Origin of the sequence: Halogeometricum sp. CBA1124 (assembly GCF_009741955.1) — an archaeon.
Lineage (GTDB): Archaea > Halobacteriota > Halobacteria > Halobacteriales > Haloferacaceae > Halogeometricum > Halogeometricum rufum.
The window spans coordinates 1-10,534 of sequence record NZ_WPCD01000128.1; the positions used below are offsets into that span (position 1 = coordinate 1).

Here is a 10,534-nt window from a genome sequence, read left to right on the forward strand (position 1 = left end):
CCCAGCGGGCCGTTCTCCTGCGAGAGGACGAGTTGGTTGATGGTGACGACGAGCGTCGTCCCGGTGACGAGGACGCTTATCATCGTCGAGAAGATGGTCTCGACGGTGTCGCCGGTCTGCGATTCGGCCATCAGCGACGGCGAGAGGAGGACGCTGTACAGCATGAAGACGACGAAGATGAACGCCGCGAACGCCGCGGTCACGACGGCGCGGTTCGTGCGCAGCAACAGCCGTATCTTGAGACGGCTCTCGTCGGCCCGCCGGCGCATCGTGTTCTCGGTGCCGATGTCCTCTCCGGAGTCGTCACTCATCTCGGCTCGCCGTCTCGTCGGTTCGGGGTCGCTTCAGGAGGATGTACTTCGTGCCGCCGCCGACGTAGTCGAGGGTGTCGGCGAGTTCCCAGCCGTCGCGGCCGAGTTCGTTGAGTTCGGCCGTCGGGTCGGTCACCTCTTTCTTGGTCTCCTCGCGTGGCGGCCGCACCGCTCGATACTCCCACTCGGTGCCGTCGTCTGCGGTCACAGGCCTCGTTGTTCGCGCCGGGTGTAAGCGTGTTTGGGCCGTCTACGCTCGGAAATTCGGCGAGCGGCCACAAGATACAGCACCGCACCCGGTGAGGCACGGGACGGATGCGAGAACTTCACGTCGAGGCCCCGGCGGGTCGATGTGACGACGTCGAGTCGACGCTCCGAGAACACGACGTCGAGTTCGTCACGGCGTCGCAGGACGACGGGTCGACGCTCTTCTTCTTCGCCCTCCCGACGGCCGCCGTCGCGCCCATCCTCGAAGCCCTGCGCGAGGCGGGTATCGACGAGGAGTCCTACACCGTCGTGACGAAGGCCGAGGCGGTCGAGACGGCGGGCTACGACGAACTCCGGGAGCGCTACGCGAACGCCGTCGGCAAGCTCTCGAAGGAGGAACTGCACGCCAAGATAAGCGAGCTTCAGTGGCCGTTCCAGATATACTACCTCGGGACGGTCCTGAGCGTCCTCGCGGCGGCCGCCGGCCTCCTCCTCGACCAGCCGGCGCTGATAATCGGGGCGATGATAATCGCGCCGCAGGCGAGTTCCGCCCTCGCCGCTCCCGCCGGCGCACTGTTGAGCGACTGGAGCCTGTTCGTCGCAGTCTCAAAGAGCAGGTGCTGGGACTCGGCGTCGCCGTCGTCGGCGCGGCGATGTTCGGCTGGTTCGTCCGCTGGACGGGGTTCGTGCCGCCGTTGCTCTCGCTCCTGCAGGTCGAACTCGTCGGCGTCCGCCTCGCGCCGTCGTTCCTCTCGACGGTGGGCGCCGTCATCGCCGGCGTCGTCGGCGCGTTCGGGTACACGACCGAGCAGTCGACGGCGCTCATCGGCGTCATGATCGCCGCGGCGCTGATTCCGTCCGCGGCGACGGCCGGCCTCGCCGTCGCGTGGGGACTCCCCCTCCTCGTCGTCGGCGCACTCCTGTTGCTCCTCGTCAACCTCGTCGCCATCAACGGGGGGGGCGTTCCTCACGCTGTTGGCGATGGGCTACGACCCCGACTGGCGCGAGGGCGACAGTTCGTTCCGCGACTCCATCTCCGAGAGCCGGAAGACGGCTGTGTACGTGACGCTCGCCGTCCTCTTCGTCACCGTCGTCGCCACCGGCTACCTGACGGGCGCGAACGTCCTGTTCACGCAGTCGGTCAACCAGGAGGTGCAGGCGACGCTCGACGACCCGGGGTACGCGAACCTCTCGCTGTCGACCGTGCAGGTGGAGTACCGCGGCCCCGTCGTCGGCGAGACGCCCTCGACGGTCACCGTCGGCGTGAGTCGGCCATCGAACCGCGAGTATCCGGATCTCGCGGGGCGGCTAGAGCGGCAGATAGAGGGGGCGACCGGCCGGAACGTGGAGACGACGGTGGCGTTCACGGAGTCGCGAACGTCGAACGCGACGGCGCCCTGAACTGCGGTCTCACGGCGTCGTGCCCGGCTGTTCGTCGCGTCGTGGCCGGCGACTCACCGCGATTCGATGGCCGCCTCCGCGGCGCGCGCCAGCGCCGCGATTCCGTCGTCTATCTCCTCGGGAGACGCGTGACTGAACGAGAGCCGCAGGCTTCGCTCCCCGCGGCCGTCGGCGTAGAAGTGTTCGCCGGGGAGGTAGACGACGCCCTCCTCGCCCGCGCGGGTGAGCATCGCCGACGTGTCGACGCCCTCCGGGAGCGTCACCCAGACGAAGAAGCCGCCGTCGGGGTCGCTCCACTCGGCCTCCGGCGGCATGTAGGACTCCAGTCGGTCGAGCATCACGTCGCGCCGCCGTTCGTACGCCTCGCGGACCGCCGCGACGGTCCGGTCGTAGTGGCCGTCGCGGCAGTAGCGGGCGACGACGCCCTGCGTGAACCGGTTGGTTCCGCCGGCGTTCATCCGGTCTATCTGTTCTGCGACGTCGCCGTCGGCGACGACCCACCCGGTGCGGACGCCGGGCGCGATGGTCTTCGAGTACGTCCCGACGCGGACGACGCGGCCCGTCTCGTCGAGCGCCTTGAGCGGCGGCAGGGGGTCGCCGTCGTACCGGAGTTCGCCGTAGGCGTCGTCTTCGAGGACGACGAAGTCGTACTCCGCGGCGAGTTCGAGGAGTCGCTCCCGCCGGTCGAGGGGGAGCGTCACGCCCCTCGGGTTGTGGAACGCCGGAATCGTGTAGCACAGTTTCGGGAGCGGCCGTCCCTCGTCGCGCCGGGCGTCGAGTTCGTCGGCCATCGCCGACACGTCCAGGCCGTCGGCGTCCATCGGGAGACCGGTCACGTCCGCGCCGTACCCCTCGAACAACCGGAGCGCCCCCATGAACGTCGGCGCCTCCACGAAGACGCCGTCGTCCGGTTCGAGGAACGTCCGGCAGACCACGTCGATGGCGTGCGTCGCACCGTTCGTCAGCACGACCTGTTCGGGGTCGCAGTCGATGCCGCGCCGCGCAGCCTGTTCGGCGACGATACCCGCGAGCGACTGGGCGTTCTCGCCGCCGGTGTACTGGAGGGCGACGTCGCCCTCCTCCGCGAACAGGTCCTGGGCGGCCGTCAGCAGTTCCTCGTTCGGGAACGAGTCGGGGAACGGGAACCCGAAGCTCAGCGACACGGCGTCGGGTGCCGAAATCGACCGCCACGCGCCGTATCCCTCCTCGCCCATCGTCTTCTGCACCGTCTCGGTGAACAAATGTTCGAGCATCTATCGGATATCGTGTCACCGTCGCACCTCTTGCATCCACCGGTGGGCGTGCGTCTTTCCGGATTCTCTCGGGCTCGCCGTCCGGGGGCGGCGAGGCGGCCACCGAGCGTCTCGCGACTCAGACGACGCGGTTGGCCACCGACTCGCCGGCGGCGAGGCGGCGGCAGTTCTCGCGGACCAGCGCGGCGATACGGCCCGGATATTCGTCCGTCGCGGCCGCCGCGTGCGGCGTGACGACGACGTTCTCCATCCCCCAGAGCGGCGACTCCTCGGGGAGCGGTTCCGTCTCGAACACGTCGAGTGCCGCGCCGGCGATAGACCCGGATTCGAGGGCGTCCACGAGCGCCGACTGGTCGGCGACGGGGCCGCGCGCGACGTTGACGAGGTAGGCGTCCTCGCGCATCGCCGCCAGTTCCGCCGCGCCGAACAGGCCCTCGGTCCGGTCGGTGAGGGGGACGGCGAGGACGACGAACCGGGCGTCGGCGACGGCTTCGCGCAGGTCCTCGGGGCCGTAGCGCCGGTCGACGTGTTCGACGGGCGTCGGCGTGCGGCGGACGCCGGCGACGGACATGCCCAGGGCGTCCGCGCGGCGGGCGACGCCCCGACCGAGCGTTCCGAGGCCGACGACGCAGACGGACTCGCCGGCGAGCGTGAACGTCTCGTCCCACGCGGGCGGGTTCCACGCCCGGTCGGGTTGGTCCAGTCGGTAGCGGTGGAGGCCGCGGGCGAACCCGAGCATGTAGCCGACGACCATCTCGCCGACGGAGTCGCCGTGCAGGCCGGTGCTGTTGCTCAGCGAGATACCCCGTTCGCGGAGGGCGTCGAGAGGGAACTCGTCGTAGCCGGCCCGAATCACGTGAATCCAGTCGACGCCGGCGTCGAGGAACGAGGGGTCGTAGTCGAAGGTGACCAGGCCGTCGAGGGCGGCGTCCGGAGTCAGCGTCTCGTCCGCGTCCGTGACCGTCGCGTCGACCGCTTCGAGCGACGACCGGAGTACCGACGGCGGGAACAACCGCTCTACCGAGGGGTGGATACCGAGTCGTATCGTCATACCGACCGGTCGCTCCTCGGAGGCAAAAGCGATTGGTGAGGTGGCAATCCGCCGCGCCGGCCGCGCGCCTAGTCGTCGGCCCGAAGCGTCTCCGTCTCGCGCGTCGCCGGATACCGGTCGCGGAGGCGGGCGAGTACGTCGTCGACGGTGTCGTTCTCGTAGGTCCAAAACCCCGTGAACTCCCGGTCGCCCGTCTCGACGGCGACGAGTGCGCGCGCGTCGACCGGCGAGCGGTCCGAGTCGAAGACGACGAACCACGACTCCAGAATCTCATCGGCGTCGGAGGTGTGTTCGACCAGTCCCGCGGGAGCGTCGGTGTCGCCCGCGCCGTAGACGTGGACGTCCACGTCCGCGTCGCGGAGTTTCTCGTAGATGTGCGTCTGCGATTCGAGCGTCGAGAGGCGCTGGAACCCGGCGTGGAGTTCGCCCTCGCCCACGCGGTGGGCGTAGCGCTCGATTTCGTGGGACGCGAGCAGCATCTGTCCGATGTCGTAACTCGTGACGTCCGGTCGTCGACGTGTTCGAGAATCGCGGGACGCTCGACGGCCCCGAAGTCGTCCTCGAACATGCCCTCCCCGGCGACGTGTCGGTGGACGTCCTCGACGCTCGCGGCGGCGACGAACTCCTCGCCGTCGTGGAGGACGGCGAAGTTCCGCGGGAGCGACGCGTCGGTGACGCCCTCCCGCACCTCGACGCTCTGCGGTTCGAAGTAGGAGGCGATGCGGGCTCGTTTCTCGGGCGGTCCGTCGTAGTTTACAATCGAGAACGTCTGAGTCGTCGCTTCAACCCTCCCGACGAGAGTTTCGAGTGTGTCGGTCACGCAGTATTTCCCTCTTTCAGACTGGTAGGGTGCTGGTAAAATAAGTCTGCCTTCCGAATACAGCTATTGATATTCGCACCGTCGCGGGCCCGAGCGGTTCAGTCGTGGCCGTTGGTCTGCTTCTCGCCCTCGACGGCGGCCTCGAGGAGTTCCCGGCCGTACTCGGTGTTCGTCTCCAGTTCGGGCACCGGCGTCGGGTCGCCGTCCTCGTCCACGGCGACGTAGACGACGTACGACTCGGTGGTGAGTTCCGTGTCGCCCGTGAGGGGGTCCTCGCGGAAGACGCGGAGACGGACCTTCACGCTGGTCCGGCCGGCGGCGTAGACGTACGACTCGATGAGGGCGGCGTCGCCGCGCGGAATCGGCTGGTGGAAGTTCACGCTCTCCATCCGGGCGGTGACGCACGTCTGCCCGGCGAACCGCATCGCCGACATCGCGCCCACCTCGTCCATCCACTTCATCACGTTGCCCCCGTGGGCCATGTCGTAGTTGTTCGTGTCGTTCGGGTTGACGAGGGTGCGGTTCTCGATGTACGTCTCCTCGATGTCTATCATGCTCGGGCGTACTCGGACCCCGGAATTAACGCTTCTGTCGTCCGGCCGCGTCCGTGCGGGTCGTTCGTGACAGTCTCGAACGGCGGTCGAACCGCGCTTCGAGAATCAATTCTGATACTGGGAGAGGAATCACTTAGGTGGGGCGTCGTCTGGACCCGGTATGAACGCGAGCAGGGCGGGTCGGCGGTCGTCACAGGAGTGGGGGAGGCCGTGACGCGGCGCGCATCGGCGTCGTTCGTCGCCGCCGCACTCGTAGTTTCGGCGGTCGCGGGGGCGGCGGGACCGGGTCTCGCGGCGGCGGCAACCGGCACGCAGTCGAACTTCTCGGTCACGAACCCGACGGGGCAAGACCTGAACGTCTCGTTCGAGTCGACGGACCAGTTGAGTTCCTTCGACGTCGTCGTCTACCGGGGCGACTCCTCGGAAACCGTCCTCGACCGGAGCGCCTTCACGGAGACGAGCATCTCGGGCGGCTACCGCTACCAGTACACGTACACGACGCAGGACGAGGGGCGGTACCGCGCCGAACTCGTGGGCGAGTCACTCCAGGACGACGCGTTCGTCGACGTCACCGAACCGTCCGTGACGAACGTGCAGGTGAGCGACGACACCGACGGCGACGGCATCGTGGCGTCGGGCGACACCGTCCGCGTCAGCGCGGACGTGACCGACGCGACGACGCAGGTGGACGGCGTCGAAGTCGACGCCTCGGCGTTCGGCGTCGGCCCCAACGTGTCGCTCTCGCCCGGCGGCGGCGACACGTACACGGGGACGTTCGATGTCGACGCCACCGTCCCGGCCGACGGTCCGCAGAGCGTCACCGTCGCCGCGTCGGACAACCAGAGCAACACCAACGTCACGGCCACGCCGACGCTCCGTCTCGACACGACGGCCCCGGTGTACGCGACGACGACGCTCGACGCGGCGGCGACGGCACCGTCGACGCCGGCGAACAGGTCACGGTCGAGGTGGACGTGACGGACGCGACGACGGCCGTGCAGTCGGTGACGGCCGACCTCTCGGCGTTCGGGGCGGGCGGTGCGGAACCGCTGACGAACGCGTCCGGGTCGAGCGTCTACGACGCGACGGTCACCGTCACCGAGGGCGGGACGACGGACGGCGACTACCCCGTCACCGTCACCGCGCGCGACGGCGCGGCGAACGAGAACCAGACGGGCGTGGGGACGCTGACGCTCAACACCGACCCGAACGTGACGGCGTTCGACGCGGACAACTCCTCGGGGCGGTCCGTCGGACTCTCCTTCGACAGCGACGAATCGCTCGGCGACATCGTCGTGGGCGTCTCGGGCGCGCAGTCGGCGTCGGTGACGGAGGCGAACTTCACCGAGTCCGGGAGCGGCCCGTACTCGTACGCCGGGACGTACGACGCGCCGACGGACGGCACGTACACGTTCGCGCTCACGACGGCGAACGACTCGACCGACAAGAACGGCGCGGGCGGCGAGTCCGAGACGGTGGTCGTGGACACGACGGCCCCGAGCCTCGGCCCCGTCTCGCTGACGGACGGCGACGGCGACGGCGACGTGACCGACGGCGACTCGATAACCGTCGAGGCCGACGTGACGGACGCGACGACGGCCGTGCAGTCGGTGACGGCCGACCTCTCGGCGTCGACGCCGGAAGCGTCTCACTCTCGACGACCGACGGGACGACGTGGAACGCGACGACCACCGTCGGCGCGTCGCCGACGGAGGGCGACCGACTGGCGTCCCTGACGGCGACCGACGACGAGGGGAACGAGGTGTCGGCGGACACGGGGACGCTCGCCGTCGACACCAGCGGACCAGCCGTCTCCTCGCCGACGCTCCGGAACGGAAGCGGCGGCGTGAGCGTCGTCCGGGACGGCGACACCGTCGTCGTCTCCGCGACGGTGACGGACGCGACGGGCGTCGCCTCGGTGACGGCGGACGCCTCCGCGTTCGGCGTCGGCACGGAGACGCTCACGCTCGACGGCGGCGACACGTACACGGCGTCGTTCGAGGTGAACGGCACCACCGCCGCCGGCGACGGCAACTACAGCCTCACCGTCGAGACGACCGACGACCTCGGGAACGCGAACGCGGCGACGACCAACGAGTTGACGCAGGACGTGAACCCGCCGACGCTCTCCGGCGGGAGTCTCACCGGCGCGGACGGCGACGGCGTCGTCGCCGACGGGGAGACGGTGACCGTCGAACTCACCGTGACCGACGCGACGACGGTCGACTCGGTCACCGCGAACGCGACGGCACTCGGCGGCGGGTCGGCCGTCGACCTCTCGCGGGTCGGCGGGACGGACGCGTACGACGGGACGTTCGCCGTCGACGCGGGGGGCGTCGCCGACGGCGTCCACGCCGTCGACGTGCGGGCGACGGACAGTCAGGGGAAGGCGGCCGAGACGACCGTCGGCCACCGGGTCACGCTTGGACACCGTCGCGCCGACCGCCGCGGGCCTCGCCGTCACCGACGACGACGGCGACGGCTTCCTCGCCGACGGGGACTCGCTCACCGTCGCCGTCTCCCCCGACGGCACCGGCAGCGACGTTCGGAGCGTGGACGCCGACCTCTCGGCGTTCGGCGCGGGCAGCGTCGCCCTCGCGGACGGTGACGCCGACGGCACGTGGGACGCGACGGTGACCGTGGACGCGGCGAACGCCGACGCCGACGGCGCGCACGGCGGGTCCGTCACCGTCGCCGACGAGGCGGGCCAGACGAACACGACGGCGACGGGAACGCTGACGCTCGACACGGCGAACCCGTCGCTCTCGAACCTCGCCGTCACCGACGACGCTGACGGCGACGGCGTCGTCGCCGACGGGGAGGCCGTGACGGTGTCCGTGACCGCGACGGACGCGACGGCCGGCGTGACCGCGGTGACGGCGGACCTCTCGGCGTTCGGCGCGGGGACCGTCACCCTCGCCGACGACGGCGGCGGCGACTGGTCGAAGACGGTGACGGTGGACGAATCGAACGCGGGCGCGGACGGCGACTACGCGGTCACCGTCGACGCGACGGACGACGCAGACAACGTCGGCAGCGACACGTCGTCGTCGCTGACGCTGGACACGACCGGGCCGGCCGTCTCGGGGGCGACGCTGACCGACGCGACGGGCGACGGCGTCCTCACGGACGGCGAGAACGTCACCGTCGAGGCGACGGCGACGGACGCCAACGGCGTGGCCGCGGTGACGGCGGACCTCTCGGCCGTCGGCGCGGGCACGGTGACGCTGACCGACCGCGGCGGCGGCGTCTGGACGCGACGGCCAGGTGGACGCGTCGAACGCGGGGTCGGACGGCGGCGTCGCGGCGACGGTGGAGGCGGCCGACGACCGGGGGACGACCGGCAGTGCGACGACGGGGTCGCTGACGCTGGACACGGCCGGGCCGTCCGTCTCGGGCGTGACGTTCACCGACGCCACCGACGGCGACGGCGTCGTCGCGCCGGGCGACCAGATAGACGTGGCGGCGACGGTGAGCGACCCCGCGGGCGTGGATTCCGTCAGCGTCGACGGGAGCGCGTTCGGCGCGGGAACGGCCGTCTCGCTGGCGGACGGCGACTCCGACGGCACGTACACGGCCACGCTGACGGTGGACTTCGACGCGGCGGCCGACGACGGCGACCGGTCGGTGCCGGTCACGGCGACGGACGCCGTCGCGAACGAGCGAACCGTCCAGACGGGGACGCTGACGCTGGACACGCCGCCGACCGTCTCGAACTTCTCCGTGACGGTCGGGTCCGACTCGTCGCTGGACGTCTCTTTCGACGCCTCGGAGACGCTGACAGACGTGAACGTCTCGCTGACCGGTGCCGCGAACGCGACGCTGGACGAGACGGACTTCTCGGTGACGGGGACGACGTACGAGACGTCGCGGACGGTCGGCGCGAACGGCACCGTGACGGTGACGCTCGACCGACTCGCGGACGCGAACGGGAACGACGGCGCGTCCGGGCAGGCGGCGACCGTCTCCGTGAACGCGACGAGTGAGAGCGACGACGGCGGCGGCGGTGGCGGGCGTCGCGTCGTCGTCGTCCCCGCACCGGACCCCGACCCCGAACCGGCGGCGGAGACGAACGACTCCGAACCGACGGCGAACGTCTCCGTCGAAGCGGCCGACCGGGGACGCGTCTCGGTCAGCGTGGACTCGGCGCGGCCCTCGTCGCTGGTGGACCTCCCGGTGAACGCGACGAGCGAGTCGACGAACGTCGGCCTCGACACTCTCTCGCTCGCCGCGCGTAACGGGACGTACTCGGTGGGCGTGACCGTCCGCGACGCGCCGAACGAGAGCGCCGCGGGCGACGAAGCCACGGCGGCGAACGCGACGAAGGCGAACGTGACGCCGCCGAACGACCGGACGGTCGGCTACCTCGACGTCTCCCACACCGTCTCGGACCGCGACATCGACTACGCGGTGTTCCGGTTCACGGTGAGCGAGAGCCGACTCCGCGAGCGGAACGTCTCGCCGGACGAGGTGGCCCTCTACCGCTACCACGACGGCGCGTGGACGGAACTGAACGCCATCCTCGTGGACGAACGCGGCGACCGGTACGTCTACAACGCGGACACGCCCGGACTCTCGACGTTCGCCGTCGCCCCCGCGTCGGGCGGCCGCGTCGCGGTGACGGACGCGAACGTCGACCGGGCGCGCCTCCGGACCGACGAGATGGCCACGGTGACCGCCGAGGTGGCCAACGACGGCACCCGGGCGGCGACGGGGTACGTCATCCTCCGTCGGGGGAACGTGACGATGGAGACGCGGCGGGTGACGCTCGGCGCGGGAGACCGGGCGACGGAGGCGTTCGCGGTCCAGTTCGCGCGCGCGGGACGTACGAACTCCGCGTCGACAACGTGACGGCGGGCACCGTCGAGGTGGTGGAACCGACGCCGACGCCGACTGCCACGGCGATCCGAACTGCGACGCCAACCGCGACGCCGACG

Annotated in this window: 12 protein-coding genes and 2 pseudogenes; 7 read left to right on the plus strand and 7 right to left on the minus strand. The window is 70.5% G+C overall.

Going from position 1 to position 10,534, the window contains the following annotated elements; genetic code table 11:
* Both GJ632_RS14390 and GJ632_RS14395 read right to left on the minus strand, forming a co-directional pair.
* Window positions 1-311, minus strand: a pseudogene (locus GJ632_RS14390) (hypothetical protein); the annotation flags it as partial.
* Window positions 304-519 carry a hypothetical protein gene (locus GJ632_RS14395; RefSeq protein ID WP_089807869.1) on the minus strand — a complete coding sequence of 72 codons (216 nt, stop codon included), beginning with the start codon at window positions 517-519 and terminating at the stop codon, window positions 304-306. The gene GJ632_RS14395 and the pseudogene GJ632_RS14390, both read right to left, overlap by 8 nt.
* A 616-nt stretch (window positions 520-1,135) precedes the next feature.
* Here GJ632_RS14395 and GJ632_RS25990 point away from each other — a divergent pair.
* Window positions 1,136-1,411, plus strand: a pseudogene (locus tag GJ632_RS25990) (DUF389 domain-containing protein); the annotation flags it as partial.
* Window positions 1,412-1,493: 82 nt separating this feature from the next.
* Window positions 1,494-1,919: a hypothetical protein gene (locus GJ632_RS22215; RefSeq protein WP_197428010.1), complete on the plus strand. Its 426-nt coding sequence runs from the start codon at window positions 1,494-1,496 to the stop codon at window positions 1,917-1,919.
* A gap of 53 nt (window positions 1,920-1,972) precedes the next feature.
* Here the strand turns inward: GJ632_RS22215 and GJ632_RS14405 are convergent, their stop codons facing one another.
* From GJ632_RS14405 to GJ632_RS14415, 3 genes are all read right to left on the minus strand, one after another.
* The gene (locus GJ632_RS14405; protein ID WP_191453329.1) at window positions 1,973-3,172 is read right to left on the minus strand and encodes a PLP-dependent aminotransferase family protein; all 1,200 of its coding nucleotides are present in this window, start codon (window positions 3,170-3,172) and stop codon (window positions 1,973-1,975) included.
* A gap of 118 nt (window positions 3,173-3,290) precedes the next feature.
* Window positions 3,291-4,223: a D-2-hydroxyacid dehydrogenase gene (ddh, locus tag GJ632_RS14410; protein WP_191453330.1), complete on the minus strand. Its 933-nt coding sequence runs from the start codon at window positions 4,221-4,223 to the stop codon at window positions 3,291-3,293.
* A gap of 68 nt (window positions 4,224-4,291) precedes the next feature.
* Window positions 4,292-4,702: a DICT sensory domain-containing protein gene (locus GJ632_RS14415; protein ID WP_191453331.1), complete on the minus strand. Its 411-nt coding sequence runs from the start codon at window positions 4,700-4,702 to the stop codon at window positions 4,292-4,294.
* Between the two features lie 38 nt (window positions 4,703-4,740).
* Here GJ632_RS14415 and GJ632_RS14420 point away from each other — a divergent pair, with 38 nt between their 5' ends.
* Window positions 4,741-5,082 (plus strand): hypothetical protein, encoded by a 342-nt coding sequence (locus GJ632_RS14420; RefSeq protein ID WP_191453332.1) that lies wholly within the window; start codon window positions 4,741-4,743, stop codon window positions 5,080-5,082.
* Between the two features lie 59 nt (window positions 5,083-5,141).
* Here the strand turns inward: GJ632_RS14420 and GJ632_RS14425 are convergent, their stop codons facing one another.
* The gene (locus GJ632_RS14425; protein WP_191453333.1) at window positions 5,142-5,597 is read right to left on the minus strand and encodes an acyl-CoA thioesterase; all 456 of its coding nucleotides are present in this window, start codon (window positions 5,595-5,597) and stop codon (window positions 5,142-5,144) included.
* Window positions 5,598-5,663: 66 nt separating this feature from the next.
* Between GJ632_RS14425 and GJ632_RS23885 the strand changes: the two genes are divergently transcribed.
* The 3 genes from GJ632_RS23885 to GJ632_RS23895 are packed head-to-tail and all read left to right on the plus strand — an operon-like array spanning window position 5,664 to window position 8,205.
* A complete protein-coding gene (locus tag GJ632_RS23885; RefSeq protein WP_231751575.1) occupies window positions 5,664-6,575 on the plus strand; it encodes a hypothetical protein in 912 nt (303 codons plus the stop codon).
* Window positions 6,566-7,333: a hypothetical protein gene (locus GJ632_RS23890; protein WP_231751576.1), complete on the plus strand. Its 768-nt coding sequence runs from the start codon at window positions 6,566-6,568 to the stop codon at window positions 7,331-7,333. The genes GJ632_RS23885 and GJ632_RS23890 overlap by 10 nt, the downstream gene beginning before the upstream one ends.
* A gap of 26 nt (window positions 7,334-7,359) precedes the next feature.
* Complete coding sequence (locus GJ632_RS23895; RefSeq protein ID WP_231751577.1) at window positions 7,360-8,205, plus strand: hypothetical protein; 846 nt, start codon at window positions 7,360-7,362, stop codon at window positions 8,203-8,205.
* A gap of 381 nt (window positions 8,206-8,586) precedes the next feature.
* On the opposite strand, the gene GJ632_RS23900 is transcribed toward GJ632_RS23895, so the two are convergent.
* Entirely contained in the window at window positions 8,587-8,817 is a 231-nt protein-coding gene (locus GJ632_RS23900) for a hypothetical protein (RefSeq protein WP_231751578.1), read from the minus strand.
* A 47-nt stretch (window positions 8,818-8,864) separates the two neighbouring features.
* Here GJ632_RS23900 and GJ632_RS25470 point away from each other — a divergent pair, with 47 nt between their 5' ends.
* Window positions 8,865-10,448 carry a PGF-pre-PGF domain-containing protein gene (locus GJ632_RS25470; protein ID WP_343161195.1) on the plus strand — a complete coding sequence of 528 codons (1,584 nt, stop codon included), beginning with the start codon at window positions 8,865-8,867 and terminating at the stop codon, window positions 10,446-10,448.
* Window positions 10,449-10,534: the final 86 nt, after the last annotated feature.

What these genes read in the sequence shown, in the direction of transcription:
- GJ632_RS14405 (WP_191453329.1), bottom strand. Translation starts at nt 3,172, where the DNA reads ATGCTCGAACATTTGTTCACCGAGACGGTGCAGAAGACGATGGGCGAG.
- ddh (WP_191453330.1), bottom strand. Translation starts at nt 4,223, where the DNA reads ATGACGATACGACTCGGTATCCACCCCTCGGTAGAGCGGTTGTTCCCG.
- GJ632_RS14415 (WP_191453331.1), bottom strand. Translation starts at nt 4,702, where the DNA reads ATGCTGCTCGCGTCCCACGAAATCGAGCGCTACGCCCACCGCGTGGGC.
- GJ632_RS14425 (WP_191453333.1), bottom strand. Translation starts at nt 5,597, where the DNA reads ATGATAGACATCGAGGAGACGTACATCGAGAACCGCACCCTCGTCAAC.